Origin of the sequence: Brevundimonas sp. ZS04 (assembly GCF_001956865.1) — a bacterium.
In the GTDB taxonomy this organism is placed as follows: domain Bacteria; phylum Pseudomonadota; class Alphaproteobacteria; order Caulobacterales; family Caulobacteraceae; genus Brevundimonas; species Brevundimonas diminuta.
This window is the reverse complement of the sequence record NZ_MTHE01000002.1, coordinates 286,768-313,209: the sequence shown is the minus strand read 5'-3', so window position 1 is coordinate 313,209 and position 26,442 is coordinate 286,768. Positions and strand designations below refer to the sequence as shown.

Below are 26,442 nucleotides of genomic sequence, written 5' to 3'. Positions count from 1 at the left end.
GCGGCCTCAGTAGCCGCCCGTTCCCTTCTCCTTCGTCACCGGCTGGAAATCGCGCACGAAGCGTTCCAGCAAGCGGACGCTGTAGCCCGCCGATCCCGCCGGTTTCACGTCGTTGGCTGCGCCGAAGGCCATGTTGGCGATGTCCAGATGCGCCCAGGGCGTCTCAGGCCGGGCGAAATAGCCGATGAAGTGAGCGCCCGTGCCCGCGCCCGCCCCGCCGTCGCCCGAGTTCTTGATATCGGCGATGGTCGAAGAGGTGGCCCGCACATAGGAGGGGTGCAGCGGCAGGCGCCACAGCGTCTCTCCGGTGGCGTCGCCCGCCGTCTTCAGCTGGTCGGCCAGGGCGTCGTGGCGGCTGAACAGGCCCGCATAGTCATTACCCAGGGCGCCGCCGACCGAGCCGGTCAGGGTGGCCACGTCGACGATGGCGGCGGGGTTCAGCGTGGTGTCGGCCCAGACCACGGCGTCGGCCAGGACCAGGCGGCCTTCGGCGTCGGTCGAGATGATCTCGATGGTCTTGCCGTTCATGGCGGTCAGCACGTCGGCGGGGCGGATGGCGCCGCCGTCGGGCATGTTCTCGGCCAGGGCGGCGACGGCGACCACGTCCACCGGCGCGCCGCCCTTGGCCAGGGCCAGGACCGCGCCGACCACGCTGGCGGCGCCGGACATGTCCATCTTCATATTGCCCATATTGGCGCCGGGCTTGATGGAGATGCCGCCGGAATCGAAGGTGATGCCCTTGCCCAGCAGGGCGATCGGGCCGTCGCTGGACGCGCCCTGGCCGCGATAGCGCACGGCTAGCAGGCGCGGCGGTCGGCTCGAGCCCTGGCCGACGCCCAGCAGGGCGCCCATGCCCAGGCGCTGCATGGCGGGCACGTCCAGTTCGGTGATCTCGACCCCTGGCACGCCGGCGAAGGCGACGCGGGCGCGTTCGACGAAGCTTTCCGGATAGATGACGTTGGCCGGTTCGTTGGATACGTCGCGGGTCCAGGCCATGGCCTCGATCAGGGCGGCGCCGCGACGGTGATGCGCCTGGGCGCTCGATGCGTCATCGGCGACGACGGTCAGAGCGCCGGGCGCCGGGCGGTCGCGGCCGGTGGTGACATAGATATCCGAGCGATAGTGGCCGATGCCCAGGCCGGTCGCCAGTTCCGAGGCCAGATCCGCCGACAGGCCGGATGTCAGGGCCGTCAGGGCGCCGGGCTGGCTGTTCAGGGCGCGGCCGGCGACGATCCCAGCGGTCTGAATGTCTGCGGCCTTGGGCGCGTCGCCCAGACCGACGACCAGGATGCGATCCCAGCCGCCGACGCCGTGCAGGCTCAGCGTCTGGCGCGCCTTGTAGTCGAAGCGGGCGGCGGTCAGGGCCGAGGCGATCGCCTGACGCGTCGCGACGTCCAGGGCGGCGCCGCGCGCGGCCAGCTCGGCCTCCGACGACAGCGGCAGAACCAGGGCGCCCGACGGGGCGGCCGATGCGGCGAAGGTGACGGCGCGCGTCTGGGCCGGAGCGGCGCGGGCGGGCCAGTCCGAACGCTCGGCGGCGGGCGCGGCGCGGCGCGACTGGGCCTCGGCCGGAACGGCGACGCTTAGACCGGCGGCGGCGATCAGCGCGGCTGCGGCGAAGGACGGAATACGGGTGGTGCGGCGCATCGATCAGGGCCCCCTCTGTGACGATGAAGGCGCCTTTATGGGCGGGGGCGCCGCGCGGGGGCAACCGCTCCGCTGACGGAAGGACGCCGGGCGCGACGCCTTGTCGCGCTTGTCGCGCGCTTGGGATCACGCCCGGCGCAGCGGCGGCCGTCAGCAGGCCGCCCGACGCGGGGGCGTCGGGCAGGGTCGGGCCCTGAGACGGACATCGCCGGTTTCGCGGCGTGAAAGGCGGTGGGCGTCAAGCAAGGCTCCGATCCAGCCCCACGCGGGTTCCTTATGAGTGCGGTGAATGTCTTCCATTGTTCGTCCTCCTTTCTGAGATCAGCAGAATGGCGCATGGTGGCGGCTGTTACAAACGAGACGACGGCGTTCATCCATAAGGTTGGCTTATGTCTGATCCTCTTTCCCGCATCCCGGTGGACGCGCTTCGCGTGTTCGAGGCGGCGGCGCGTCTGCTCAGCTTCACCCGCGCGGCCGAGGTTCTGGGCATGAGCCAGGCGGCGGTCAGCTGGCGCATCCGCGACCTAGAGCAACGGCTGGAGCGGCCCCTGTTCACGCGCGGCACGCGGCAGGTGGCCCTGACGCCCGAAGGCGAGCGCCTGGCCACGGCGGCGACCGAGGCGATGACCCTGCTGCGTCGCGCCGTGGCCGAGGTGATCGAGACCGACCAGGGCGTGCTGGCCGTCACTACGCTGCAGACTCTGGCGACCCAGTGGCTGGCGACGCGGCTGGGGTCTTTCCAACTGGCCAACCCCGACCTGGCGGTGCGGGTAGACACCAGCCCGGTCCTGTCCAGCCTCAGCGCGGACGGGTTGGACGTGGCGCTGCGCTTCGGTTCGGGCCGCTGGCCCGGACTGGAGAGCCGGTTCCTGATGCCCGCCGTCCTCACGCCCGTCTGCACCCCCGCCATGCGCGACCGGCTGGATCTGAAGACGCCTGCTGATCTGAAACGCGCCCATCTGGTCGGAGAGCCGGAGGAGTGGGCGGCCTGGTTCGCCGCCGCCGGGGTGGCGCCCGCCGACGCCGCCCCGTCGCCGCGTCTGACGGCCGACAACCAGGCGATGGAGGTGGCGGCGGCGCTGGGCGATCAGGGCGTGGCCCTGGGTTCGCCCATCCTCTACGGCCGCGAGATCGAACGGGGACTTCTGGTCCGGCCGTTCAAGGAGACCGTCGCCCTGGCTGAGGGCTATTGGCTCTGCTACCCGCCCGGCCGCCGCCTGACCCCCAAGATCGCCCGTTTCCGCGACTGGGTGCTGGACACGGCGCGGACCGACCCGGCGGTGGTCGAGGGCGCGCGGCTGGCGGGGCGTGAAGTCGGAGAGGCGGGTGAATAGTCCTTCATCGCCTCGATGAAGAAGGAAAAGAAAAGGGCGGGATCCTTCGATCCCGCCCTTCCGTCGTTTGAGCTTTGAGAAGCCGGACTTCCTTAGAAGTCCATGCCGCCCATACCGCCCATGCCGCCCATGTCGGGGGCGCCGCCGGCCGAGGCCTTCTTCGGCGCGTCAGCGATGGCGGCTTCCGTGGTGATCATGATGCCGGCGACCGAGGCGGCCGATTTCAGAGCCGAACGGACGACCTTGGCCGGATCGATCACGCCCATCTGGACGAGGTCGCCGTACTCTTCGGTCTGGGCGTTGAAGCCGAACGAGGCGTCGGTCGAGTCCATGACCTTGCCGACCACGATCGAACCTTCGACGCCCGAGTTCTCGGAGATCTGACGGATCGGAGCCTGCAGGGCGCGGCGCACGATGTTGATGCCGGCGTTCTGATCGGCGTTGACGCCCTTCAGATCGATCAGCTTCTTGGAGGCTTGCAGCAGGGCCACGCCGCCGCCCGGGACGATGCCTTCATCGGCAGCGGCGCGGGTCGCGTTCAGGGCGTCGTCGACGCGGTCCTTCTTTTCCTTCACTTCGACTTCGGTCGAGCCGCCGACGCGCAGGACGGCGACGCCGCCGGCCAGCTTGGCCAGACGCTCTTGCAGCTTCTCACGGTCGTAGTCCGAGGTGGTGTCCTCGATCTGACGCTTGATCTGGCCGACGCGAGCCTCGATGCCGTCCTTCTCGCCCGAACCTTCGACGATGGTGGTGTCGTCCTTGGTGATGGAGACCTTCTTGGCCTTGCCCAGCATGTCCAGGGTGACGGTTTCCAGCTTGATGCCCAGGTCTTCAGAGATGACCTGGCCGCCCGTCAGGATAGCGATGTCTTCCAGCATGGCCTTGCGGCGGTCGCCGAAGCCCGGAGCCTTGACGGCGGCGACGCGCAGGCCGCCGCGCAGCTTGTTGACCACCAGGGTGGCCAGGGCTTCGCCTTCGATGTCCTCGGCGATGATCAGCAGGGGGCGGCCCGACTGAACCACGGCTTCCAGCACCGGCAGCATGGGCTGCAGCGAGGTCAGCTTCTTCTCGTGGAGCAGGATGAGGGGCTCTTCGAGGGCGACCTCCATCTTGTCCGGGTTGGTGATGAAGTAGGGCGACAGGTAGCCGCGGTCGAACTGCATGCCTTCGACGATGTCGACGGTGGTTTCGGCCGTCTTGGCTTCTTCGACGGTGATGACGCCTTCGTTGCCGACCTTGGCCATGGCCAGGGCGATCAGCTCGCCGATTTCAGCGTCGCCGTTGGCCGAGATGGTGCCGACCTGGGCGATTTCCGAGTTGTTGGAGACCGGCTTGGAGATGGTCTTCACTTCGTCCAGGGCCACGGCGACGGCCTGGTCGATGCCGCGCTTCAGGTCCATCGGGTTCATGCCGGCGGCGACGGCCTTGAGGCCCTCTTGCACGATGGCCTGAGCCAGGACGGTGGCGGTGGTGGTGCCGTCGCCCGCGTTGTCGTTCGCCTTGGAGGCGACTTCGCGGATCATCTGGGCGCCCATGTTCTCGAAGGCGTCTTCCAGCTCGATCTCTTTGGCGACCGAGACGCCGTCCTTGGTCGAGCGCGGGGCGCCGAACGACTTCTGGATCACGACGTTGCGGCCCTTCGGACCCAGGGTCACCTTGACGGCGTCAGCCAGGACGTTGACGCCCTTCAGCATCTTGTCGCGGGCGTCGGTGTTGAACTTTACGATTTTAGCGGCCATGCGGGCTGCTCCTATCTATAAGATTTTAAATCAGAAACCGGAAACCGAGGCGCGTCTTACGACAGCACGCCCAGGACGTCGGATTCCTTCATGATGATCAGGTCTTCGCCGTCGATCTTCACTTCGCTGCCCGACCACTTGCCGAACAGGACGCGGTCGCCGGCCTTCAGCTCCAGGGCGACGAACTTGCCGTCTTCGTCACGGACGCCGGGACCCACGGCGACGACTTCGCCTTCCTGGGGCTTTTCCTTGGCCGTATCGGGGATGATGATCCCGCCCTTGGTCTTGGATTCTTCTTCAACGCGCTTGACCAGCACGCGGTCGCCGAGCGGACGAAACGCCATCTGAGTAACTCCCGTTAGGATGTTGGTTCCAGCCCTCGGAGCCCACGACTTTGGCAGTCGCCCTCCCCGAGTGCTAACGACCGGGGAGTTAGGCAGGGGGAGGGGGGGCGTCAAGGGCGATGCGGCCTGAAATCGGCGCCCAGATGAAGCGAAAATGAACGACCGCCGCCGAGGTCGTTCAGACAGGCGCCGCTAGAAGGGGGACAACGGATCAACCGGCTTTCGAAAGGAGCCCGCCATGAAGACCCTGTTCAAGATCGGCGCCGGCGCTATCGCCCCTGCTCTGGTTGTGACGATGCTGGCTTCGACCCCGGCTGCGGCCCAGCATTATCGCGACCGCGATCGCGACAACACCGGCCGTGACGCCGTCCTGGGCGCCGTGGTCGGCGGCGTCGCCGGCGCCCTGATCGGTCAAGGCGACGGACGCTATGTCGCGGGCGGCGCCTTGGCGGGCGCGGCGCTGGGCGCGGCCTCGTCCTCGAACAACGACGACTGCGGCTACTACCGCGGCGGCCGCTGCTATCGAAACCAGGGCCACTGGGAGCGCGAGCACGGCATCAACAGCCGCGACGGCTATTACAACGGCCGTTATGAGCGCAACGACGGACGCTATTACCGCGACGGCCGCTATTGGCGGAACCACGGCGAATGGCGCAGCTATCAGAACCGCCGCGACCGCGATCGTGATCGCGACTACCGCTACGACCGCCGCTGGTAAGCGGGGATGAGATGAAGAAAGGCTCGGCCGCACGGCTGGGCCTTTTTTCATGGGCGGGCCTATTCGAAGCCGCTGCCGCGTTCGGCGCTCGGCAGCAGTCGTCCCATGACCGTGACGAAGAAGGCCACGGTCCAGCCCAGAAGAATGGCGCCGTTGATGCCTTCGATCGCGCCTAGCAGCTTCCATTCCGGATCGATGGAGGCGTCGCCGTAGCCGATGGAGCCGTAGCTGATGGACGAGAAATAGACGGCTTCGCGTAGATCGGGCACGGCTTCCAGCAGGTAGAAGAGGGCGGCGTAGCTCCAGATCTCCAGCCCGTGGATGACGAAAAGGCCCAGCACCAAAGTCACCGTATAGAGGGCGCCGCGCGTGGACAGGGGGTTGAGGCGGACCGCTGCCGGAGCCGGACTTTCGCGCGCTTCCAGGGCGGCCAGCACGCGACCCAGGCAGAGCAGTCCGATCGCGTGCGTTCCCACGGTCAGCAGCACCATGGCGGTGGCGACCGTCAACTCCAGCATCATGTCCATGGTCGTTTCGCCGTGTGTTGCGCGATCACACCTTAGCATCGGCGGCTTGTGTCACGGAACCGGGCTTCCGACGGCGGCCTATCTGGAGAGAGCGGCCGCGCGCATTAGCGGTCTCTACTGATCGACCTGCGCCGCGCGCCTGGCGGGACCGATCAGACCCAGGTGGGTGAGGCCGAAGGCTTCAGGCGACTTGAGCCCATAGCCGAGCGCGCGGTCGAAGCCGATGTGCGCCAGCCAGATCAGGCTGAGGGCGGTCGCCAAGGGCGCGGCGCCCAGCAGGCCCGCGCTCGCCAGCGCCAAGGGTCCGATCAGGCTGTGCGCCAAATCATAGGCCCGTGCGCCTGCGCGCGGACCGGCCAGATAGCCGGCGAAGGAGAGGTCAGGAGCCAGGAAGAGAACGGCGAACAGCGCCCAGCCCTGGCCGAAGCGGCTATAGGCCAGGGCGGCGAGGACGAGCAGGGCCAGCCCCTCCAGCCGCTGCCAGGTCGGGGCGACGACGGTCACGCCGTCAGCCGCCGCAGCAGGTCCGCCGTGGAGGGGTCGAGGTCCGCCGAGGGCGTGCCTGTGGCGGCGTCCTTCAGCAGGGCCTTGGCCAGAACCTTGCCCAGTTCCACGCCCCATTGGTCGAAGCTGTTGATGTCCCACAGGACGCCTTCGACGAAGGTCTTGTGTTCATAGAGGGCGATCAGGGCGCCGAGGGTCTGGGGCGTCAGCCGCTCCATCAGAATGGCGGTCGACGGTCGATTGCCGGGAAAGGTCTTGTGCGGCGCCAGGCGGTCGGCTTCGTCCGCAGAGGCGCCGGATGCGATCAGTTCGGCGCGGGCCTGGGTTTCGGTCTTGCCCTGCATCAGGGCCTGGGCCTGGGCCAGGGCGTTGGCCCACAGATAGGTCGAGGGCGTCTCCTCGCAGGTGCGGCCCACGATGATGAACTCGACCGGCACGACCTGCGGCCCCTGATGCAATTGCTGGAAGAAGGCGTGCTGGCCGTTGGCGCCCGGCTCGCCGAAGATGACGGGGCAGGTCTGGCGGCCGACGGGCGCGCCGTCGCGGCGCACCTGCTTGCCGTTCGATTCCATCTCGAGCTGTTGCAGGAAGGCCGGCAGGCGGCGCAGGTCGTGGGCGTAGGGGGCGACGGTGCGGGCTGGGCGGTGCAGGCCGTCGACGTTGTAGATCTCGGCCAGGGCCAGCATCACCGGCGCATTCCTCTCCAGCGGGGCCTCGAGGAAGTGACGGTCCAGGGCGGCGGCGCCGTCAAGGAAGCCCTGGAACGCGTCCCAGCCCAGGCCGATGACGCAGGACAGGCTGACCGCCGACCACAGGGAATAGCGCCCGCCGACCCAGTCTCGGAACGCAAAGGTGCGGCCGCAGCCGAACGCCGTCGCCTTTTCCGGCGCCGCGGTGACGCCGATGAAGTGTTTCGCCATCCCCTCGGCGGGCAGGGCGGCGGCCAGCCAGGCCTTGGCGGCCTGGGCGTTCAGCAGGGTCTCCTGAGTGGTGAAGCTCTTGGAGACGACGATCACCAGGGTGGTTTCAGGATCCAGCCCGATCAGGGCCTCGGCCATGTCGCGCGGGTCGATGTTGGCGACGAAGCGCAGGTCGATGGCCGGGTCCAGAGGCCGCAGGGCGTCCCAGATCAGGCGCGGTCCCAGATCGGAACCGCCGATGCCGATATGGAGCACCGTCTTGAAGGGGCGTCCGCTCGCGCCTGTTTCATTCCCGGACCGCAACGCTTCGGCGTAGGCTTTCATCTCGGCGCGCACGGCCTCGACTTCGGCTGAGACAGGTTCTTCTAGGGCGCGGAAGTCGGCGCCGTCCGGCGCGCGCAGGGCCGGGTGCAGCACGGCGCGGCCTTCGGTCAGATTGACCGCCTCGCCGTTGAACAGGGCGGCTCGGCGGCCTTCGACGCCGCAGGCGCGGGCCAGGTCCAGCGCGGCTTTCAGGCCCGCGTAGGTCCAGCTCTGTTTGGACAGGTCGATGTGCAAGCCGGCCACGTCCAGCGTCAGCCGCGCCAGCCGGTCGGGGTCGGCGGTGAATTGATCCTGGATTCGCGCATCCGCGTCCCGTCGGGCGGCGGCCTCGAGTTCGGCCCAGGCGGCGTGCGGCATTGTCGTCTCCCCATGGCGGTCCCGGCTTTTGGCCCGGCCCTTGCAAGCTCTGGTTTACGGCTCAGGCCGTGAAGAGTTCAATCCAAGACTGGGTCAACAAGGATTTCCTGGCGGAAGTCCGCCGTCTCGGTCTCTTGTGAAAGGCACGCCATGTCCTGCGGAATAGCTCTCGCTGTCGCCCTCATGCTGGCCGATCCCGCGGTCGCTGAAGCCGCCGCCCCGGCCGCACCGGTCTCGGTGGCCCAGGAGCCTCTGTTCGCCGATCTGGCGGCCCGTTCGGGCGCCCTGAAGACGATCGTCGACGGCTGGCTGGCCTCGGGCGAGGCGGACAAGGCCGGCTTCTTCGCCGGCGCGGCCTATGGCGCGTTCAAGACCCAGGCGACGGACCTGGCCCAGCGCGACATGCAGGGTCATCTGATCCTCAAGGAGCGCGGCACGGACAATGACCTGAAGTGCATCCTGCGCGGCATCTCGGAAGACATTCCGGTCAAGGTCGCGGCGCTGGAGAGCGCCTCTGACGCAGCCGCGCGCAAGCTGGCCCTCGACGAGCTGTCCTATCTGCTGAACGACAACGTCGAGGTCATCACCTCGCCGTCTCAACCCGAGGCCTAGCTTCGGCTTGAGGTTTGGTTGCTTGGCCCATCGCGCTTCGCGCGACTTGAGGCTCTGCTTGGAAGGGACGCTCAGCCCTCGATCGTCTCAGGGTATTTGATGGCGCAGCCGTAAGGCGCAGCGTAGGCGGTCTGGACCGCGCGACCGGCCTTGGCGTCGGCCAGAGCGGCGCGGACGAAGTTGTTGGCTCCGTCCAGATCCTCGACCTTATTGGTCGGCCGGTCGTCGATGCCGCCGACGTAGATCAGCCGTCCCTCGGGATCGATGATGCGCATGTCGGGCGTGGTCTTGGCGTCGTAGCGTTTGCCGACCTCGCCGGTTGGGTCGAGCAGCAGGTGGGTGAAAGCGGCCTGGTGCTTGGCCTTCCAGGCCTGCGCCTCCTCGCCCTCGACGAAGCCCTGGGTTCCCGGCGCCGAGGAGATGATGGTCAGCCAGACCACGCCGTCGGCGGTCGCCTCGCGCTGCAGGGCCTGCATGGCGCCGGTGTAGTGCTTCTTCACGAAGGGACAGCCTTCGTTGGTCCACTCCAGCACCACCGTCTTGCCGCGGAAATCGGCCAGGGAGCGCTGCTGGCCCTCGGCGTCGACCAGGGTGAAGGCCGGGGCCGTTTCGCCGGGCGCGGGCGCCTCGGTCGCTTCGGGCGCGACGACGGCGGTTTCGGACCGTTCAGGCGATGCGGCGGGCGGCTGCTGGCAGGCGGCGAGCAGCAACAGAGAGGCGGAGGCGGCGGTCAGCAGGCGGAACATGGCGGTCTCCTCGGGGTGATAGGTCAGCGGGCGGCGGCGTCCTTCAGGGCGTCGATGACGACGCCTTCGGTCAAGAGTTGAGGCAGGATGCGCGGCTCGGGCCGGCCCGGCGCATAGACAAGGTAGAGGGGCACGCCCGAGCGGCCGTGGCGTTGCAGTTCGGCGGTGATGCCGTCGTCGCGCCGCGTCCAGTCGCCGACCAGATAGGCGGCGTTCGCCTGTTCCAGCGCCTGCGCCGTGCGGGCGGAGGACAGGGCCGTGCTCTCATTGACCTTGCAGGTCACGCACCAGTCGGCGGTGAAGTTGACCAGGACCGGCCGCCCCTCGGCCAGGGCGGCCTTCACCGCCTGTTCGGACCAGGGCTGGGACGGCAAATGGGTCGAAGCGCCTGCGCTGTCCGGGGCGGCGGGCGCGGCGCGCCCCGCCAGGACGCCGAAGCCCAGCGCCGCGATCAGGGCCATCAGGGCGGCGGCGCCCGCGGCCCGGCCCTTGCCGGATGCGGCGGCCTGGCTTCGGCCATAGAGCCATAGCGCCAGGGCCAGCATCAGCCCGGCCGCGAACAGCAGGGCTAGGGCGTCAGAGGTCTGGCGGCCATAGACCCAGGCCAGCCACAGGGCGGCGCCGTACATGGGGAAGGCCAGCAGATTGCGTAAGCTCTCCATCCACGGGCCGGGTTTCGGCAGACGGGCCAGCAGACGCGGATTGAGGCTGATCAGCACATAGGGCAGGGCCAGGCCCAGCCCCAGCATCAGGAAGACCGCCAGGGCCATCGGCCAGGGCATGAACAGGGCGGCGCCGAGCGCAAAGGCCATGAAGGGGGCGGTGCAGGGCGCAGCGACGATCACCGCCAGCACCCCGGTGAAGAAGGCGCCCGCCGCGCCGGGCAGGCGCGACAGCGGGCCGTGTCCGGCGCCTTGCAGGCCTGCGCCTACATGGAAGACGCCCGACAGGTTCAGCGCCACCGCCAGCATCAGCAGGGCCAGAGCCGCCACCACGCCCGGCGATTGCAACTGGAAGCCCCAGCCCAGAACCTGACCGCCCGCGCGCAGGGCCAGCAGCGCGCCCGCCAGAAGCAGGAAGGTCGCCAGCACTCCGGCCAGGAAGGCCAGACCGTCACGGCGCGCCTCGGCTGGTTCATGGGCGGCGCGGCTGAGCGAGGCCGCCTTCATCGCCAGGATAGGGAAGACGCAGGGCATCAGATTCAGGATCAGGCCGCCCAGCAGGGCGAACAGCGCCGCCTTGGCGAAGTCGGACAGGTCGGTGGCCGAAGCGTCCGCCTGCGCGCCCTCGCCGTCGCCGATATCGCCCTCGCCCGCGACGCCCGTCAGGGCCGCGCCCGGTTCGGCCGTGATCTCCCAGGCGCCCAGATCGGTGGACAGGACGCCGCCGATCGGTCCGTTCAGACCGTTGGTCGCCAGGCCGCGCCCGGCGGCGACGGTCAGGGTCAGCCCCTGCGGTCCGCGTTCGCCCGACTGGGCGGCGGCGTGGTCGATCACCCCGCCCTCGAACGGATAGAAATAGGCCCACTTCGGCGCCGCGCCCGCCAGCGGGCCGCCGCCGGCCGTCAGGGTCAGCTTTCCGTCGACCAGAGCGGCGCGGGCGTCGATGCCGGCGGGACGTGGGGCGCCGGCGACCACGTCCTGAACCGCCTGGCCGAAGCGAGCGTCCAGCGGCGCTGCGCCCTCGCGCACCGCCAGGTCCAGCGCGAGGTCGAGGTCTTCGGGCACGCACATCTCGTCGCTGCAGACGTAGAAATGGGCGGTGACGCGCAGCGGCAGGCTGCGTCCCGGCGGGGTGTTCGCTGGAATCTCAATCGGCACGGGCAGGAAGACCGTGTCCGAATAGCCGTAGTTCATCAGGCTCTGCAGGCGCTGGCGCTCGGGCAGGGGCCACAGGATGTCGCCGGGCGTCAGGCCGCTCGGCAAGGCCCAGGTCAGGGTCGTCGGCCCGCCGGAATCGCCCTGGTTGCGCCAATAGGTGTGCCAGCCGGGCTTGATCTTCTGGCGGACGGCGACGACGGCGGTCGAGCCGGGCGTGGCCCAGGCGCCCATGGCGACCAGTTCGGCCTCGATGCGTTCGGTGCGTTGGGGGCCGGGCGCGACGGCGGCCTTGGGGGCGGGGGCGGCCCCGGCGGCCAGGGCGTCGCGCAGGGCCGCCTCGGACGCGGGCGCGGATGGGGACGCCGCCGCCGGAAGGGCGAAGGCGAACCAGGTCAGCAGAAGAAGCAGGATGCGCAAGGACGACGCCGGGAACAGGACCAGGGAAAGGCGCGACCTTAGACCCTCAAGCCTTGCCTATCCACGGCCCGCGACGGCGAGCCGCAGTCGGCCGTCTGGGGGCGTCAGCGCGGGGCGACGACCTCGATCAGCACCTCGGTGCGGCGCCGCAGGGGATCGTTGACGCCGCCGACCACGGCGCCCTGGGCGCCGGAAGCCTCGATGTCGAAGGCCGGGGCGGGCAGGCCGGCGCCGGCCAGGGCTTCGGCTACGGCGCGGGCGCGCTGTTCGGAAATGGTCTGGTTGGCGGCGGCCGTGCCGCTGCGGGCGTCGGCCAGGCCCGTCACCTTGACGTGCTTGATCTGGCAGCCCTGAAGCTGGGTCGCGGTCATGCCGATGGCCTGGCGGGCGGCGTCGGTCAGGGTGGCGCGGTCGGGGACGAAATAGACCTCGAACCGCTTGTCGGCGCAGGCGGACGGGTCGCTCACCAGATCGCTGCGCTCCTTATATCCGCTGGTGGCGGCGCACCCGGCTGCGGCCAGGCCGGCGGTCAGCAGAACGACTGCGGAAACAAGCTTCATGTCAGGCCCCTCGCGCGCGCCGTGCGGCGTGCGCGCCCTCCAGCAAAAAGGGCGACCCGCGCCATGCGGATCGCCCTTTCAGATTGTCCCGAAAACGCTTCGGGCGCCAGAGGCTAGAAGCCTGGATCAATAACGGCGTTGGCCGTTCTCCCAGTAGCACTCGGTCTGGCGGTTGTCGTAGCAGTAGTAGTAGCGGCCCTGGTTGTCGCGGTAACGCTGCTGGTTGTTGCGGTCCTGGTTCGAGCCGCGGATGGCCCCGGCCGCGCCGCCGGCCAGCGCGCCGATGGCCGCGCCCGTGGCTGCGTTGCCGCCGCCGACGTTGTTGCCGATGATGGCGCCGGCCACGGCGCCCAGACCAGCGCCGACAGCGCCCTGACGCACGGTTTCGTTCGAGCCGTAGCCGCCGCCGTAGTACGGGTCGCTGGCGCAGGCGGTCACCAGAAGACCGGCGCCGGCGATGGCGAGAATCGCCTTGTTCATGGTTCTGTCCTTCATCCCTTAGGGGGCACCCCTGAAGCTTCGATAACGCAGTCCGAAGAGGGCGGTTCCGAGGCAAAGCGACGCAAGCTTCACTTTAATTTTTCACCCGCTGTCGCAGGTGGGGAACTGGCCGCGCGCGCAGGCGTTCGCCGCCCATGATCGACGCCCCGAATTTTCTGAGCGCCCTGGCCGCCGCCCCTTCGGGGCACGACACGGTCGAGGAGCCGCGTCCCCTGACAGGCGAGGTCCGGCTGGAGCGGATCATCATCCTGGTCAATCCCCTGTCGGGCGGCGTCGGACCGCAGGCGGCCGATGAGGCCGCCGCCCTGTTGGCGGTCTATCCCCTGCAGGCCGAGGTGGTGGTGCTGGAGGGCGCGCGCATCCCAGACCAGATCGGCGAGGCCCTGGCGGCGCGGCCGGACGCCCTGTTCATCCTGGCGGGCGACGGCACGGCGCGGTCGGTCGCTGCCCGCGCCGGGTCGGACGGTCCTCTGATCGCCCCCTTGCCCGGCGGCACCATGAATATGCTGCCCAAGGCCCTGTACGGCACGGGCGACTGGAAGGCGGCCCTCCGGCTGGCGCTGGAAGAGGGCGCGCCGCAGTACGTCTCAGGCGGGGAGGTCGAGGGCGAGGCCTTCTACTGCGCCGCCATCCTGGGCTCGCCCGCCCTGTGGGCCCCGGCGCGCGAAGCCATCCGCGAGGGCAAGCTGAAGATGGCCTGGACCTATGGCCGCCGGGCGCTGAAGAAGGCCTTCTCGGGTCGGGTGCGCTACGCACTGGACGGCGGCGTGCGCGAGAAGGCCGAGGCCCTGGTGCTGATCAGCCCGCTGATCTCCAAGGCGATGGACAAGTGCGACGGGCTGGAGGCGGCGGCCATGAACACCGCTGACGCGGCCCAGGCCTTCCGTCTGGCCGCCCACGCCTTGTTCGACGACTGGCGTCAGGATCCGACCGTCACGACCCGCGGCGCGCGCAAGATCGAAGTGGAGGCCCGCTCCCGCATTCCGGCGGTGATCGACGGCGAACCCATGTTGCTGGGCCGCGCGACGGCGGTGAAGTTCGTCCCGCGCGCCTTTACGGCTCTTGCGCCCAAGCCTCCGACGGGCGGGGACAGCGTCTAGTGGGTCTGGTCCTCCAGTTTTCAGACGTTCATTTCGGGTGCGAGCACGAACACGCGGTGGCGGCGGCGTCCGACTACGCCCGCGCGGCCGGCGCCGATCTGATCCTGATCACCGGCGACATCACCCAGAGAGGCTATCCGCGCGAGTTCGCGGCGGCGGGTGAATGGATACGCGCCCTGCCCGAGCCGGTCTTCGTCACCGTGGGCAATCACGACGTGCCCTATTGGGACGTGATGGCGCGGCTGTTCTGGCCGTGGCGGGCGTTCGAACGCGCGACCGGCCATCCGGCGCATGACCATGAGTTCCGCTCGGATCGGTTGATGGTGCGCGGCGTGACGACGGCGCGCGGCTGGCAGGCCCGGCCCAACTGGTCCAAGGGGGTCATCGATCTGGACCAGACGCGTCGGGCGGCCGAGGCCCTGCGTCAGGCGCCGGTCGGAGCCTTGCGCGTTCTGGCCTGCCACCACCCGCTGGTCGAGATGATCGGCGCGCCCATGACCGGCGAGGTCAAGCGCGGCGAGCGGGCGGCCCGCATCTTCGCCGAGGCGGGCGTCGACCTGATCGTCACCGGCCATGTCCATGTGCCCTTCGCCCTGCCGATCGGAGTGGGGGATCAATGCTCCTATGCGGTCGGATGCGGGACGCTGTCGCATCGCGAGCGAGGGGCGCCGCCCAGCTTCAACCGGATCGAATGGGACGCCGAGACGGTGACGGTCTCGGCCGTGGCCTGGGACGGGCGTCGCTTCGCCGATCACCAGACCTGGCGTCTGCCGCGCCGTCGCGCCTGACGGCTTTGAATTTCAACCATGGAAAAGGGCCGCGACGGCATGGTCGCGGCCCTGATTTCAATGTCTGGCCGTTCGGCTAGATGCGCGGCCCGCCGCGTCCCCTCAGGCCGCCCACCAGCAGGGAGACGACGAACAGGATAACGGCGATGATGGCGATGAATTTGGCGATCTCGAACGACATGCCCGAGATGCCGCCGAAGCCGAGCACAGCTGCGACCAAGGCGATGATGAAGAAAATAATAGCCCAACGAAGCATAGGCGAACCCTCCGAAAGATGTTGACGGGAGCGGGCTTTCGACCTCTCCCGTCGATAGCGTCGCTTGCTTGAAACAACGCCTCGGAGACTTGGCCGTTCCTTTAACGCCGGTTTCGGACTCTGCTTTTCTCGGTAAAGGCGGCCGCCACCATGGTGGCCAGCGCGGGGTTGCGCAGGAAGATGAAGCCGCCGGCCAGAGCCGCCGCGGCGCCCAGGATCGGGCGCTGCTGGAACAGCCGCAGGGCCCGCATGCCCAGGCCTTCGGGCTCGTCGTATTCCTCGTCCTCGTCATCACCATGCGCCCGCCGCACGAACACCAGGGCGACGACGGCCGCGATCAGGGCGAACAGCAGGGCGGTCAGGGCGGCGCCGATGAGCGGCGGCACGGCCAGCAGCAGCAGGTAGTAGACCGTGGCGCCCAGGGCGACCATGGCCACGAAGGCCGCGCCGGCGGCGACGAAGGTCGCCACCGCGCGGTTGATGAGCCCCCGCCCGATCATCAGCGCCGACGCCCGGCCAGCAGCAGGCCCAGGACGACGCCGACGCCGAGCGCGATGGCGGTCGACTGGATGGGACGCTCCTGCACGCGTTCGACGACGTAGCGCTGGGCCTCGTCGAACTTCTCGGCGGCCTCGTCGTAATATTCGCGGCCGCGCACCTTGGCGTCGTCGTAGTAGCCGCGCGCCTTCTCGCGCAGCTCCTCGCCCTGCTCGCGCAGGCGCGCCTCGGCCTCGGAGGCCTTTTCCTTCAGACGCTGGGTTTCCTCGCGGGCGCCGGCCTTGAGGTCCTCCTTCAGGGTCTTGAGGTCGTTCTTGATGTCTTCACGAGCCTTGGACGTGGCCATGATGCGCGCTCCGCTCCTTGTGTAAGCTTGACGATTAAATAGAGAAGCCCTGCCCGGAACGCCACACCGACGATCAAGGTTCCTGCAATGCAGCATGGGCGAAGGTCGCAGAGGCGCCCATCTGGCGCGACGCGCGCGGCGCTTCTAGAACAGGCGTCATGACCCAATGGCTGTTCCCGACCGCCCCGACGCCGTCCCTGCCGATCGAAGGCGATGCGCGCCGCCTGCCCGTGCGGCGCATCCTGTGCGTGGGCCAGAACTACGCCGCCCACGCTCGCGAAATGGGGGCCGACCCGGACAAGCCTGCGCCCTTCTTCTTCGCCAAGCCGAGCGACGCTTTGGTCGTGGACGGGGCCGATCCGGCCTATCCGTCGGCGACGCAGAACCTGCATTATGAGGTCGAACTGGTCGTGGCCCTGGGCGAAGACGCGCGGCCGGTCGGCTGGGCCGTCGGCGTCGATCTGACGCGGCGCGATCTTCAGGCCGAGGCCAAGGCCAAGGGGCGGCCGTGGGAGGCGGGCAAGGCCTTCGACCAGTCGGCGCCCTGCGGCGCGTTGAGCCGGACGCCGCCCGCGCCCGACGCGCTCATTGAGCTGAAGGTCAACGGCGCCGTCCGTCAGTCCAGCCGCCTGTCCGACATGATCTGGGACGTGGACGGCGTCCTGTCCAAGGCGGCCGAGCTGTGGGCGCTTCAGCCCGGCGACCTGATCTTCACCGGCACGCCCGAAGGCGTTGGTCCCCTGAGCCCCGGCGATCGGGTCGAGGCCGTCATCGCGGGTCTGCCCCCGCTCAACTTCACGGTGCAATCATGATCCTGCACGGCTACTGGCGCTCGGGCACCAGCTATCGCACCCGCATCGCCCTCAATCTCAAAGGGGTCGAGTATCGGCAGGCGGCGCTGGATCTGCGCACGGGCGCGCAGAAGTCCGAAGCCTACCTCAGGCTCAATCCGCAGGGGCTGGTTCCGGCGTTGGAGACCGACGACGGCCTGGTGCTGACCCAGAGCCCGGCCATTCTGGAATGGCTGGAGGAGACCCATCCTGAGCCGCCCCTGCTGCCGCGCGACGCGGCGGGCCGCGCCCAGGTGCGGGCCATGGCGGCGGTGATCGGCTGCGACATCCATCCGCTCAACAATCTGCGGGTGCTGAAGGCGGTGCGCGGTCTGGGCGCCGATCAGACCGGGGTCGACGCCTGGGCCGGTCAATGGATCATCGACGGCTTTACGGCGCTGGAGGCCTTGATCGTCCGCTATGGCGAGGGGTGGTGTTTCGGCGGGACGCCGACGCTGGCCGACTGCTACCTGATGCCCCAGCTCTATTCGGCGCGGCGGTTCAACGTCGATCTGGCGGCCTTCCCGCGCCTGCTGGAGATCGAGGCGAGGGCCGAGGCGCACCCGGCCTTCATCGCCGCCCTGCCGGAAAACCAGCGGGACGCGGATTAAGCCTCTTCATTCACCAACGACCTTGATTTCGGTCAATCTCCCTTAAGCTTTGACGGCGAAAGTGGCGGTGTGAGATTCGCCGTTCCGCCCTCTCCGGCCGACAAGCTCGCCATCGCCCTGGTGGTTGAGCCTGATCGGTCCCGCCCGCTGCCGCCCGGCCAGCGGGAGGAGGCGACGCGCCACCTGCTTCAGACCGCAGGCGACGCCGGAATCGGCCTGGTCGCCACCCGGCCTGAAGGCGACGTCGAACGGATGCTGGGTCAGGCCTGGCCCTTCCCTTCGCCTTTCCGCGTCACCGTGCGCACCGTGCCGCTGGCCGACGGCCTCGACCGGGTCGAGGCTCGCGCCCGCCGCTCGCTGGAGCGCATGGGCCTGCCGCGCGGCGACGCCGTCCTGGTGCAGAACGCCGCCGATCTGGCGGGCGCCGAGGGGCGCGCCCTGTGGGACCGGCTGCAGGCGCTGAAGGCGCGCGGCGTCTTCCGCAAGGTCGGCTTCATCGCCACGGTCGAGGACGGCCCCGGCTTGCTGGCCCGCCGCTTCCAGCCGGACGTGGTGCAACTGACCTGCAACATCCTGGACCAGCGCGCGGCGCGCACCGGGGTCATCGCCGACATGGCGAGCCAGGGGATCGAGGTGCATCTGGCTTCGGTCTTCGCCCAGGGCCTGCTGTTCGCCAACCGCGACAGCCTGCCGCCCGAACTGGCCGCCCACGGCATGGCCCTGTCGCGCACGCGCCGCCGTCTGGCCGAGGCGCGGGTCGATCCGATGCAGGCGGCCCTGGCCTACGCCCTGACCCTGCCGGGCGTGGCCTCGGTCATCGCCAGCGTGGCCTCCTCGGCCGAACTGCGCGCCATCATCGCCGCCTCCCACGCCCCGCGCCCCGACATCGACTGGGACGCCCTGGCGCTGGACGAGACGCCCGCCGCCCTGGCCTCGCGTCCGCGTCTGCGCCTCGTCAGCGCGGCCTGATCCACAGAGCTGTCCACAGGTCGCCTTTCGCCTGTGCATGAGCGGCGCCGCCCGCGCTTGAGGCCGCCGCCCCGATCCGCCACCCTGCGGGCCAGATGAACGCGCCCCTTTCCCACCCGCCCAAAACCGACCTCAAGCCCGACGCCGGCACCACGCCGGTTATGGCGCAGTATCTGTCGGTCAAGGCCGGTCAGCCTGAAGCCATGCTGTTCTTCCGCATGGGCGACTTCTACGAGCTGTTCTTCGAGGACGCGCAGAAGGCGGCCGCCGCGCTCGGCATCGCCCTGACCAAACGCGGCAAGCATCAGGGCGAGGACATCCCCATGGCCGGGGTGCCGGTCCACGCCATGGACGGCTATCTGGCGCGACTGATCCGTCAGGGCTTCAAGGTCGCCGTCTGTGAACAGCTGGAAGACCCGGCCGAGGCCAAGAAGCGCGGCTCCAAGGCCGTGGTCCACCGCGACATCGTGCGGGTGGTGACGCCTGGCACCCTGACCGAGGACACGCTGCTGGACGCGCGCGGCGCCAACCGGCTGGCGGCCGTGGCGATCCGTAAAGGAAGGGCGGCGGTGGCGGTGGTCGAACTGTCGGCGGGCGTGGTGGATTCGGTCGCCTGCGACCTCAACGATCTGGGCGCGGCGCTGGCGGCGTTCCGGCCGTCGGAGGTGCTGGTCCCCGACCGTCTGTTCTCGGACGAGACGATGAAGGGGGCGCTGGACGGCTCGGGCGGCGTGGTTCAGGCCATGCCCCAGGCCCTGGCCGAGCCGGTCGGGGCCAAGGATCGGGTGCAGCGGCTTTACGGCGTCTCGGCGCTGGACGGTTTCGGCGCCTTTGAAGAGGCCGAGATTTCGGCGCTTGGCCTGATCGCCGCCTATCTGGAGACGACGCAGGCGGGCAAGATTCCCGCCCTGACCCCGCCGCGCCGTTCGGGCGAGAGCGGCTTCCTCGCCATCGACCCGGCGACCCGCCTCAGCCTCGAGATCGACCGCACACAACGGGGCGAGCGCGACGGCTCCCTGCTGCACGCCATCGACCGCACCGTGACCTCGGGCGGGGCGCGGGCGCTGGCCGAGCGCATCTCGCGCCCCCTGCGTGATCCGGCGGCGATCAACGCGGGACTGGATGCCGTCGAGTGGCTGCTGGAGCGGCGCGACCTGCGACGCGACCTGCGCGACGCTTTGCGCGCCTCGGCCGATGTGGCGCGGGCGACCTCGCGGCTGGCGCTGGGGCGCGGCGGGCCGCGCGACTTGGCGGCGATCCGCTCGGGGTTGAAGACGGCTCAGGGCCTCAGCGCCCTGTTCGCCGCTGCGGCCAATGATCCGCTGGCCGGGCCGCCTGCGCGGGTGACGGCCTGTCTGGACCGGCTGGCGCTTGAGGGCGACCTGTCGCATCTGCTGGCCGAACTGACCGACGGTCTGATGGACGAGCCGCCGCACCTGGCGCGCGACGGCGGCTATGTGAACCCCGGCCATCGGCCCGAACTGGACGCCGCCCGCACCCTGCGCGACGACAGCCGCAAGGTCATCGCCGAACTGGAGGCCAAGGCCGTCGCCGACAGCGGCGTCGCCTTCAAGGTGCGCCACAACGCCGTCCTCGGCTACTTCCTTGAAACGAGCGCCAAGGCCGCTGAACCCCTGCTGCGCGCGGGACCGGACAGCCCCTTCATTCACCGCCAGACCCTGGCCAATCAGGTGCGGTTCACCACCGTCGAACTGTCGGAGCTGGACGCCAAGATCAGCCAGGCCGGGCACCGCGCCCTGGCCATCGAGGCGGAGACCTTCGAGGGCTGGCGCCGCGAGGTGGCGCGTCTGGCCGGGCAGCTGCAGGGCGTGGCCGAGGCTCTGGCCGAACTGGACGCCCACGCCGCCCTGTCCGAATGGGCCGAAGAGGTCGGAGCCGTGCGCCCCAGCGTGGACGACAGCCTCTGTTTCGCCGTGGAGGCGGGCCGCCATCCGGTGGTCGAGGCGGCGGTGAAGGCGCAGGGGCTGCCCTACACGCCCAACAACTGCCAGCTGGCGGGCGACGGCGTCGGGGCCTCGCGCCTGTCCATCGTCACCGGCCCGAACATGGCCGGCAAGTCGACCTTCCTGCGCCAGAACGCGCTTCTGGTGGTGTTGGCGCAGGCCGGGGCCTTCGTTCCGGCGCGGTCGATGAAGCTGGGCGTGGTCGACCGTCTGTTCAGCCGCGTCGGCGCGGGCGACGATCTGGCGCGCGGCCGCTCCACCTTCATGATGGAGATGGTCGAAACCGCCGCCATTCTGACCCAGGCGACCGGCCGCAGCTTCGTCGTGCTGGACGAGATCGGGCGCGGCACCGCCACCTATGACGGCCTGGCCATCGCCTGGGCCACGGCCGAGGCCCTGCACGAGACCAACCGCGCCCGCACCTTGTTCGCCACCCACTATCATGAGCTGGCCCAGCTGGAGGAACGCCTCGACCACGTCTGCAACCTGTCGATGAAGGCGCGCGAGTGGAACGGCGAACTGGTCTTCCTGCACGAGGCGGCGCCGGGTGCGGCGGATCGCTCCTACGGCGTGCAGGTGGCGCGTCTGGCCGGGGTGCCGACCGCCGTCGTCGGCCGCGCCCGCGAGGTGCTGGAGCGGCTGGAAAATGAGAAGACGGCGACCGCCCGTCTGGACGATCTGCCCCTGTTCGCCGCCGCCGAGCCGCCCCCGCCGCCGATGAAGTCCATGCTCGACGAAGCCGTCGCCGCCATCGACCCGGACGAGCTGACCCCGCGCGAGGCGCTGGAGGCGCTTTATCGGTTGAAGGGCTTGGCGAAAAACTAACCCCCCGCTCATCCCGGTGTCCGCTGGGATGAGCGGGAAAAAAGGGCGTGCTATGGTTGTCACCGTGACCGCACAGCCTCCGCTCCCGCCCGCCGTTCTCGACGCCGCCTCGGCCCCGGACCCGCGCGCGGCCGTCACCGCGCTCTTGCGCGAGAACTTCGACGCCGACCGCGCCCGCGCCGCCCGCCGGGCCGAGAGCGCCACCGACGGGGCTGAGGCCGCCCGTCTCTACGCCGGGGCCGCCGACGCCCTGCTGGCGACCCTGTGGCGGTTCGCGACCGAACAGGTCCATCCGGCTCCGGACGAGCGGCTGACCTTGCTGGCGGTCGGCGGCTACGGGCGCGGGGTGCTGGCGCCCTTCTCGGACCTTGATCTGCTGTTCCTTCGGCCGGGGCAGGCGATCAGCCCGCGCGCCCAGGCGGTGGTCGAGTTCGTCCACTACGTCCTGTGGGATCTGGGGTTGAAGGTCGGTTCGGCCTTCCGCTCCATCGGCGAAACGCTGACGCTGGCGCGCGACGACATGACGGTGCGAACCACGCTTCTGGAAGCGCGGGTGCTGGCCGGGGATGCGGCCCTGGGCGAAAGCCTGCTGAAGCGGTTCCGCACCTCGGTGGCCCGCGCCGATCCGCGCCCCTTCATCGCCGCCAAGATGGCCGAGCGCGACGTGCGCCTGCAAAAGACCGGCGCCGTCCGCTATCGCGTCGAGCCGAACGTCAAGGACGGCAAGGGCGGGCTTCGCGACCTGAACACCCTGTTCTGGATCGCCCGCTCCCTGGCGCCGGACAGCGAGCGAGGGCAGGCGGCGCTGGAGGGTCTGTTGACCGCGCGCGAGCTGCGCAGTTTCCGCGAGGCCATCGGCTTCCTGTGGCGGGTGCGCATCCTGCTGCATCTGGTCGCCGGGCGAGCCGAGGAGAAGCTGACCTTCGATTTCCAGCCCGAGATCGCCCGGCGCATGGGCTGGCGCGGGCGCGGCGACGAACTGGCGGTCGAGCGCTTCATGCGCCGCTATTTCCAGGTCGCACGCGAGGTCGGCGCCCTGACCCGCGCCGTCTCGGCCCAGCTGGAGGCGCGCCAGCAGAAGAAGGCGGAAGGGCTGGCGCGCGGCCTGTCGCGGCTGATCCGGCGCCGCCGGGTCAAGCTGGCCTTCGACGGTCTGGCGGTGGAGGAGGGGCGGCTGACCGTCACCGGGCCGAACGTCTTCGCTCGCGACCCGGCGCGTCTGCTGCTGCTGTTCGTCGAGGCGGACCGGCTGGATCTGGACCTGCACCCCGACGCCTTCGCCGCCGTGATCCGTTCGCTGACGCTGGTGACGCCCGCCCTGCGCCGCGATCCGCGCGCGGCCGAGGCTTTCCTGACGGTGCTGGCGCACGGCCAGCGGCCCTATCGCGTCCTGTCGATCATGAATGAGACGGGTTTCCTGGGGCGCTTCCTGCCCGAGTGGGGGCGGATCGTCGGCCAGACCCAGTTCAACATGTACCACGCCTATACGGTGGACGAGCACACCCTGCAGGCGGTCGGGATCATCAACGACATCGCGCGCGGCAAGCTGGAGGGGGACCACCCGGCCTCGACCGCCATCGTGCCGCGCATCGCCGATATCGAGGCGCTGATGCTGGCCATGCTGCTGCATGACGTGGGCAAGGGCGGCGACCGGGGCCAGCTGGAGGACGGCGCCATCGCCGCGCGCCGGGCGTGCGAGCGGCTGGGCGTCGATCCGCGCCGGATCGAGCTGGTCGTCTGGCTGGTGCGCCATCACCTCTTGATGAGCGACTACGCCCAGAAGCGCGACGTGTCCGACCCCTCGACCGTGCGCGCCTTCGCCGAGGCGGTGGGCGACCCGGAGCGGTTGCGGATGCTGATGGTGCTGACCGTGGCAGACATCCGCGCCGTCGGGCCGGGGGTGTGGAACGGTTGGAAGGGGCAGCTTATGCGCGCCCTGTTCGAGGCGACCGAGGCCCTGTTCCGGGGCGACGCCGTGACGCGCGAAGACCCTCTGGCCGATCACCCCGCCCTGGTCGAACGAGCGCGGCGCGAGGGGGCGGCGGTCGAGGCCCTGCCCGCCGAAGGGCCGCTGGAATCCACCGCCCGCGTGGCTGTGGCGGCGCGCGACCGGCCCGGCCTGTTCGCCGATCTGGCGGCGACGCTGTCGATGGCGGGGGCCGACGTGGTGGGCGCGCGGCTGGCCACGGCCGACGACGGCATGGCGTTGGACGTGTTCGAGATTCAGGACGGGGCGGGCGAACCCTATGGCGGGCGCGAGCCGCGACGTCTGGCCATTCTGGTCAAGGCGATGGAGCGGGCGGTGCTGAAAGGCGCGCGGACCTCGACTATGGAGCCGCCGCGCGTCAGCGCCCGCCGCGCCGTCTTCGATGTGCGGCCGGTGGTGCGGATCGACGCCGATACAGGGACCAGCGCCGTGGTGATCGAGGTCTCGGGCGCCGACCGTCCCGGCCTGCTGGCGGACCTGGCGCGGACGATCTCGGCGCATGGCTATTCGACCCGCTCGGCCCATGTCGCCAGCTTCGGCGAGCGGGCGGTGGACGGCTTCTACATCACCGACGCGGACGGCCGGAAGCCGAAGAGCAAGGCGAGGCTGGAGGCGCTGAAGGTCGACCTGCTGGAGGTGCTGGACCGCACGCTCCAAGGCCCGGCGGGACGGCGCATCGTTCCCGTGCGCGCCAGCGTGCGCGATGTGTCGGATCTGGAAGGCGCGCTGGGCCGTTCGCCCGTATCCAGCGGCCCGCAGGCGCGCTAAGGCGTTTCGGGACCGAGCGCAGGAACAGCCGTGAACGACAAGACCGATCCCATCGAACCGGCCGCGCCGATTTCTGCGGCAAACGCCACGGTCGAACCAGTCGTCCAACCGCCTGCGTCTGCTGCAACAGCCAAGACGGGCGGCGTGGCGCGGTCCTCGGCCATCTTCAGCGCCATGACCCTGCTCAGCCGTCTGGCCGGGTTCGCACGCGATCTGGTCATCACGGCGGCGCTAGGCGCCTCGGCGGGACCGGCGGCGGACGCCTATTACACCGCGCTGAACTTCCCCAATCTGTTCCGGCGCATCTTCGCCGAGGGCGCCTTCGCCGCCGCCTTCGTGCCCGCCTACGCTAAGACGCTGAAGAGCGAAGGCGAGGCGGCGGCCGATAAGGTGGCGACCGACGCCCTGGCCGCCGTGGCCGCCGTCACCGTGGCCCTGACCCTCGTCGCCCAGCTGGCCATGCCGTGGCTGATGACCGTCATCAACATCGGCTTTCTGGACGATCCGGCGCGGTTCAAGCTGGCGGTGATCCTGACCCAGATCACCATGCCCTACCTGCCCTGTATGGCGATCGCCTCCCTGCTCAGCGGGGTGCTGAACGCGCGGGGGCGCTTCATTGTCTCGGGCGCCTATCCGATCCTGCTGAACCTGATCATGCTGGCCGCCGTCATTCCGGTGAAGGGCGACCAGATCGAGGCCGCCTACGCCGCCTCATGGGCCGTGCTGGTCGCGGGCGTGGCCCAGGCGGGCCTGTGCTGGTGGGCGGCGCGCAAGGCGGGGGCGAACATCCGTCTCAGCCTGCCGAAGATGACCCCGGCGGTGAAGGCCATCATCATCACCGCCGTTCCCGCCGCCATCGGCAACAGCGCGACCCAGATCAACGTCTTCATCTCCGGCAACCTGTCCAGCTTCGTCGACGGCGGCCGCACCTGGCTGGCGACGGCGGACCGACTGTATCAGCTGCCGTTGGGGCTGGTCGGAGTGGCCATCGGCATCGCCCTGCTGCCCAAGCTGTCGGCGGCGGTGGCGTCGCAGGATCACGGCCAGCAGCAGGCCTCGATGGACGAGGCGCTGATCCTGTCCATGGCCCTGACCCTGCCGGCGGCGGCGGCCCTGATGGCCATGCCCTATTTCCTGATCGACGCCCTGTTCACGCGCGGCGCCTTCCTTCAGATCGACGCCGTCAACACGGCTCACGCCCTGCTGCATTTCGGCTGGGGCGTGCCCGCCTTCGTCCTGATCCGCATCCTGGCGCCGGCCTTCTTCGCGCGCGGCGATACGCGCAGGCCCATGGTGTTCGCCCTGGTGTCGGTGGCGGTGAACGCGGCGCTGGCGATCGGCCTGTTCTATCTGGGCATGGGGGTGTCGGGGATCGCCGCGGCGGTCAGCGCCTCGGCCTGGACCAACGTCATCCTGCTGGCGGCGACCCTGTGGCGGCGCGGTCATTACCGACCCAGTCCGCGCGCGGTCTGGCGTCTGGGGCGCATCGCCCTGGCCAGCGCAGGTCTGGCGGCGGTGGTCGGCGTCGCCTCCTGGGCGCGGCCGATGCTGCAGGCGCCGGTCGCGGACCTGCTGGCCATGCTGGGTTCGACCCACGGCGCCAAGGAGATCACCCTGCTGCTGGTCGTGGCGGCGGGCGGTCTGGCCTATGTCGTCCTGGCCTTCCTGACGCGCGCCGTGACGGTGGCCGAGGTCAAGGGCCTGGTCCGGCGCTCGGCCAGGTCATAGGTCCAGCAGAACCTCCAGCGCCTTTTTGAACTCCACCAGCCCTTGTTTGGCGCCGAGGGCCGCCGTCAGGGATTCCAGCGGCCCGTCGATGGCCGCCAGCGTTCCGCGCAGGGCGCGGCGGTACAGGGACCAGCCTCGGCTCATGCCCGGATTCCGGCTGGGTTGGGCGGCGACGACCAGGCGATAGGCCGCCAGGATCGCCAGCATCTTGAAGCGCAGCGCCTCGCCTTGAAGGCGGTGCTCGACCATGGCCGGGGCGGTGAAGTCGGCCGCATCGACCAAGGCGATCAGGGCGTCGACGTCTTCCAGCGCCAAACTGCGGGCGGTTAGGAAGGCGTCGTCCAGAACCGGATCGGCGGGGTCGCCGCCGCTGGTCAGGATCAGCGTCTCCCTGAACTCGGCGATCATGTTGATCAGGTGGCGCAGCAGCGCCAGCATCCGCGTCAGCGCCTGACGAGAGTCGAAACTCTCGGGCGGGGCGACTTCGAACTCGTCCATGTCCTTCCCTCCATGCCGATGGAAGAGGAGGCTAACATCGTTCCGTGATCGCGGCGACGCGCGAACCGCCGCAGGAGTGTTGCCCTTCGCGCCTCGAACCGATAAGCGCGAGGACATGGCGCTTTCGGGACGAATTTTCGCTCATGGACGATGGCGCGGCTGATCCGCCGCACCGTGCTTCCGCACGTCCCTCTTTCGCACGCG

Annotated in this window: 25 protein-coding genes; 11 read left to right on the top strand and 14 right to left on the bottom strand. The window is 69.8% G+C overall.

Going from position 1 to position 26,442, the window contains the following annotated elements:
• Window positions 1–6: 6 nt before the first annotated feature.
• Window positions 7–1,647, bottom strand: coding sequence for a leucyl aminopeptidase (locus BJP32_RS04610; RefSeq protein ID WP_076223092.1), 1,641 nt, complete (start codon window positions 1,645–1,647; stop codon window positions 7–9).
• A 389-nt stretch (window positions 1,648–2,036) separates the two neighbouring features.
• Here BJP32_RS04610 and BJP32_RS04605 point away from each other — a divergent pair, with 389 nt between their 5' ends.
• Window positions 2,037–2,981, top strand: coding sequence for a LysR substrate-binding domain-containing protein (locus BJP32_RS04605; RefSeq protein ID WP_076223091.1), 945 nt, complete (start codon window positions 2,037–2,039; stop codon window positions 2,979–2,981).
• Window positions 2,982–3,073: 92 nt separating this feature from the next.
• Here BJP32_RS04605 and groL read toward each other — a convergent pair whose 3' ends face one another.
• Window positions 3,074–4,720 (bottom strand): chaperonin GroEL, encoded by a 1,647-nt coding sequence (gene groL, locus BJP32_RS04600; RefSeq protein WP_003166489.1) that lies wholly within the window; start codon window positions 4,718–4,720, stop codon window positions 3,074–3,076.
• A gap of 56 nt (window positions 4,721–4,776) precedes the next feature.
• Window positions 4,777–5,064, bottom strand: coding sequence for a co-chaperone GroES (gene groES, locus BJP32_RS04595; protein WP_003166488.1), 288 nt, complete (start codon window positions 5,062–5,064; stop codon window positions 4,777–4,779).
• Between the two features lie 238 nt (window positions 5,065–5,302).
• Between groES and BJP32_RS04590 the strand changes: the two genes are divergently transcribed.
• Complete coding sequence (locus BJP32_RS04590) at window positions 5,303–5,782, top strand: hypothetical protein (RefSeq protein ID WP_003166487.1); 480 nt, start codon at window positions 5,303–5,305, stop codon at window positions 5,780–5,782.
• Between the two features lie 59 nt (window positions 5,783–5,841).
• Here BJP32_RS04590 and BJP32_RS04585 read toward each other — a convergent pair whose 3' ends face one another.
• The 3 genes from BJP32_RS04585 to pgi form a co-directional block, all read right to left on the bottom strand.
• A complete protein-coding gene (locus BJP32_RS04585) occupies window positions 5,842–6,309 on the bottom strand; it encodes an ion channel (RefSeq protein WP_040346401.1) in 468 nt (155 codons plus the stop codon).
• A gap of 114 nt (window positions 6,310–6,423) precedes the next feature.
• Entirely contained in the window at window positions 6,424–6,813 is a 390-nt protein-coding gene (locus tag BJP32_RS04580) for a DUF4260 domain-containing protein (RefSeq protein ID WP_076223089.1), read from the bottom strand.
• Window positions 6,810–8,414: a glucose-6-phosphate isomerase gene (gene pgi / locus BJP32_RS04575; protein WP_046652622.1), complete on the bottom strand. Its 1,605-nt coding sequence runs from the start codon at window positions 8,412–8,414 to the stop codon at window positions 6,810–6,812. The genes BJP32_RS04580 and pgi overlap by 4 nt, the downstream gene beginning before the upstream one ends.
• Window positions 8,415–8,597: 183 nt before the next feature.
• On the opposite strand from pgi, the gene BJP32_RS04570 reads away from it, so the two are divergent.
• Window positions 8,598–9,026 carry a hypothetical protein gene (locus BJP32_RS04570; RefSeq protein WP_326969456.1) on the top strand — a complete coding sequence of 143 codons (429 nt, stop codon included), beginning with the start codon at window positions 8,598–8,600 and terminating at the stop codon, window positions 9,024–9,026.
• 71 nt (window positions 9,027–9,097) lie between these two features.
• On the opposite strand, the gene BJP32_RS04565 is transcribed toward BJP32_RS04570, so the two are convergent.
• The 4 genes from BJP32_RS04565 to BJP32_RS04550 all read right to left on the bottom strand — a co-directional run bounded on the left by BJP32_RS04565 (window position 9,098) and on the right by BJP32_RS04550 (window position 13,049).
• Window positions 9,098–9,772: a thioredoxin family protein gene (locus tag BJP32_RS04565; RefSeq protein ID WP_046652620.1), complete on the bottom strand. Its 675-nt coding sequence runs from the start codon at window positions 9,770–9,772 to the stop codon at window positions 9,098–9,100.
• Between the two features lie 23 nt (window positions 9,773–9,795).
• Window positions 9,796–12,009: a protein-disulfide reductase DsbD gene (locus BJP32_RS04560; RefSeq protein WP_052747998.1), complete on the bottom strand. Its 2,214-nt coding sequence runs from the start codon at window positions 12,007–12,009 to the stop codon at window positions 9,796–9,798.
• Between the two features lie 104 nt (window positions 12,010–12,113).
• Complete coding sequence (locus tag BJP32_RS04555) at window positions 12,114–12,569, bottom strand: OmpA family protein (RefSeq protein WP_046652619.1); 456 nt, start codon at window positions 12,567–12,569, stop codon at window positions 12,114–12,116.
• Window positions 12,570–12,695: 126 nt separating this feature from the next.
• Window positions 12,696–13,049: a YMGG-like glycine zipper-containing protein gene (locus tag BJP32_RS04550; RefSeq protein ID WP_046652618.1), complete on the bottom strand. Its 354-nt coding sequence runs from the start codon at window positions 13,047–13,049 to the stop codon at window positions 12,696–12,698.
• Between the two features lie 155 nt (window positions 13,050–13,204).
• Here BJP32_RS04550 and BJP32_RS04545 point away from each other — a divergent pair, with 155 nt between their 5' ends.
• Together BJP32_RS04545 and BJP32_RS04540 are read left to right on the top strand one after the other, a co-directional pair.
• Entirely contained in the window at window positions 13,205–14,170 is a 966-nt protein-coding gene (locus BJP32_RS04545) for a diacylglycerol kinase family protein (RefSeq protein WP_052747997.1), read from the top strand.
• Window positions 14,170–14,958 carry a metallophosphoesterase gene (locus tag BJP32_RS04540; protein ID WP_040346390.1) on the top strand — a complete coding sequence of 263 codons (789 nt, stop codon included), beginning with the start codon at window positions 14,170–14,172 and terminating at the stop codon, window positions 14,956–14,958. The genes BJP32_RS04545 and BJP32_RS04540 overlap by 1 nt, the downstream gene beginning before the upstream one ends.
• 76 nt (window positions 14,959–15,034) lie before the next feature.
• On the opposite strand, the gene BJP32_RS04535 is transcribed toward BJP32_RS04540, so the two are convergent.
• From BJP32_RS04535 to BJP32_RS04525, 3 genes are all read right to left on the bottom strand, one after another.
• Window positions 15,035–15,214, bottom strand: coding sequence for a DUF1328 domain-containing protein (locus BJP32_RS04535; protein ID WP_003166483.1), 180 nt, complete (start codon window positions 15,212–15,214; stop codon window positions 15,035–15,037).
• A 101-nt stretch (window positions 15,215–15,315) separates the two neighbouring features.
• A complete protein-coding gene (locus BJP32_RS04530; RefSeq protein ID WP_046652617.1) occupies window positions 15,316–15,714 on the bottom strand; it encodes a hypothetical protein in 399 nt (132 codons plus the stop codon).
• Entirely contained in the window at window positions 15,714–16,058 is a 345-nt protein-coding gene (locus BJP32_RS04525) for a DUF883 family protein (protein WP_003166480.1), read from the bottom strand. The genes BJP32_RS04530 and BJP32_RS04525 overlap by 1 nt, the downstream gene beginning before the upstream one ends.
• A gap of 158 nt (window positions 16,059–16,216) precedes the next feature.
• Here BJP32_RS04525 and BJP32_RS04520 point away from each other — a divergent pair, with 158 nt between their 5' ends.
• From BJP32_RS04520 to murJ, 6 genes are all read left to right on the top strand, one after another.
• Window positions 16,217–16,870, top strand: coding sequence for a fumarylacetoacetate hydrolase family protein (locus BJP32_RS04520; protein ID WP_076223088.1), 654 nt, complete (start codon window positions 16,217–16,219; stop codon window positions 16,868–16,870).
• Complete coding sequence (gene maiA / locus BJP32_RS04515; RefSeq protein ID WP_046652615.1) at window positions 16,867–17,499, top strand: maleylacetoacetate isomerase; 633 nt, start codon at window positions 16,867–16,869, stop codon at window positions 17,497–17,499. The genes BJP32_RS04520 and maiA overlap by 4 nt, the downstream gene beginning before the upstream one ends.
• Before the next feature lie 69 nt (window positions 17,500–17,568).
• Complete coding sequence (locus BJP32_RS04510; protein WP_052747996.1) at window positions 17,569–18,468, top strand: aldo/keto reductase; 900 nt, start codon at window positions 17,569–17,571, stop codon at window positions 18,466–18,468.
• A 95-nt stretch (window positions 18,469–18,563) separates the two neighbouring features.
• Window positions 18,564–21,257 (top strand): DNA mismatch repair protein MutS, encoded by a 2,694-nt coding sequence (gene mutS, locus BJP32_RS04505; protein WP_046652614.1) that lies wholly within the window; start codon window positions 18,564–18,566, stop codon window positions 21,255–21,257.
• Between the two features lie 64 nt (window positions 21,258–21,321).
• Window positions 21,322–24,012: a [protein-PII] uridylyltransferase gene (glnD, locus tag BJP32_RS04500; RefSeq protein WP_076223137.1), complete on the top strand. Its 2,691-nt coding sequence runs from the start codon at window positions 21,322–21,324 to the stop codon at window positions 24,010–24,012.
• Between the two features lie 30 nt (window positions 24,013–24,042).
• Window positions 24,043–25,740, top strand: coding sequence for a murein biosynthesis integral membrane protein MurJ (murJ, locus tag BJP32_RS04495; RefSeq protein ID WP_076223086.1), 1,698 nt, complete (start codon window positions 24,043–24,045; stop codon window positions 25,738–25,740).
• On the opposite strand, the gene BJP32_RS04490 is transcribed toward murJ, so the two are convergent.
• The gene (locus BJP32_RS04490; RefSeq protein WP_076223085.1) at window positions 25,735–26,238 is read right to left on the bottom strand and encodes a hypothetical protein; all 504 of its coding nucleotides are present in this window, start codon (window positions 26,236–26,238) and stop codon (window positions 25,735–25,737) included. The genes murJ and BJP32_RS04490 overlap by 6 nt on opposite strands.
• Window positions 26,239–26,442 lie beyond the last annotated feature (204 nt).

What these genes read in the sequence shown, in the direction of transcription:
- BJP32_RS04490 (WP_076223085.1), bottom strand. Translation starts at nt 26,238, where the DNA reads ATGGACGAGTTCGAAGTCGCCCCGCCCGAGAGTTTCGACTCTCGTCAG.
- BJP32_RS04565 (WP_046652620.1), bottom strand. Translation starts at nt 9,772, where the DNA reads ATGTTCCGCCTGCTGACCGCCGCCTCCGCCTCTCTGTTGCTGCTCGCC.
- BJP32_RS04545 (WP_052747997.1), top strand. Translation starts at nt 13,205, where the DNA reads ATGATCGACGCCCCGAATTTTCTGAGCGCCCTGGCCGCCGCCCCTTCG.
- BJP32_RS04530 (WP_046652617.1), bottom strand. Translation starts at nt 15,714, where the DNA reads ATGATCGGGCGGGGGCTCATCAACCGCGCGGTGGCGACCTTCGTCGCC.
- BJP32_RS04590 (WP_003166487.1), top strand. Translation starts at nt 5,303, where the DNA reads ATGAAGACCCTGTTCAAGATCGGCGCCGGCGCTATCGCCCCTGCTCTG.
- BJP32_RS04520 (WP_076223088.1), top strand. Translation starts at nt 16,217, where the DNA reads ATGACCCAATGGCTGTTCCCGACCGCCCCGACGCCGTCCCTGCCGATC.
- pgi (WP_046652622.1), bottom strand. Translation starts at nt 8,414, where the DNA reads ATGCCGCACGCCGCCTGGGCCGAACTCGAGGCCGCCGCCCGACGGGAC.
- BJP32_RS04525 (WP_003166480.1), bottom strand. Translation starts at nt 16,058, where the DNA reads ATGGCCACGTCCAAGGCTCGTGAAGACATCAAGAACGACCTCAAGACC.
- BJP32_RS04570 (WP_326969456.1), top strand. Translation starts at nt 8,598, where the DNA reads ATGCTGGCCGATCCCGCGGTCGCTGAAGCCGCCGCCCCGGCCGCACCG.
- mutS (WP_046652614.1), top strand. Translation starts at nt 18,564, where the DNA reads ATGAACGCGCCCCTTTCCCACCCGCCCAAAACCGACCTCAAGCCCGAC.
- BJP32_RS04555 (WP_046652619.1), bottom strand. Translation starts at nt 12,569, where the DNA reads ATGAAGCTTGTTTCCGCAGTCGTTCTGCTGACCGCCGGCCTGGCCGCA.
- BJP32_RS04550 (WP_046652618.1), bottom strand. Translation starts at nt 13,049, where the DNA reads ATGAACAAGGCGATTCTCGCCATCGCCGGCGCCGGTCTTCTGGTGACC.
- groL (WP_003166489.1), bottom strand. Translation starts at nt 4,720, where the DNA reads ATGGCCGCTAAAATCGTAAAGTTCAACACCGACGCCCGCGACAAGATG.
- BJP32_RS04605 (WP_076223091.1), top strand. Translation starts at nt 2,037, where the DNA reads ATGTCTGATCCTCTTTCCCGCATCCCGGTGGACGCGCTTCGCGTGTTC.
- maiA (WP_046652615.1), top strand. Translation starts at nt 16,867, where the DNA reads ATGATCCTGCACGGCTACTGGCGCTCGGGCACCAGCTATCGCACCCGC.
- BJP32_RS04535 (WP_003166483.1), bottom strand. Translation starts at nt 15,214, where the DNA reads ATGCTTCGTTGGGCTATTATTTTCTTCATCATCGCCTTGGTCGCAGCT.
- groES (WP_003166488.1), bottom strand. Translation starts at nt 5,064, where the DNA reads ATGGCGTTTCGTCCGCTCGGCGACCGCGTGCTGGTCAAGCGCGTTGAA.
- BJP32_RS04585 (WP_040346401.1), bottom strand. Translation starts at nt 6,309, where the DNA reads ATGGACATGATGCTGGAGTTGACGGTCGCCACCGCCATGGTGCTGCTG.
- BJP32_RS04610 (WP_076223092.1), bottom strand. Translation starts at nt 1,647, where the DNA reads ATGCGCCGCACCACCCGTATTCCGTCCTTCGCCGCAGCCGCGCTGATC.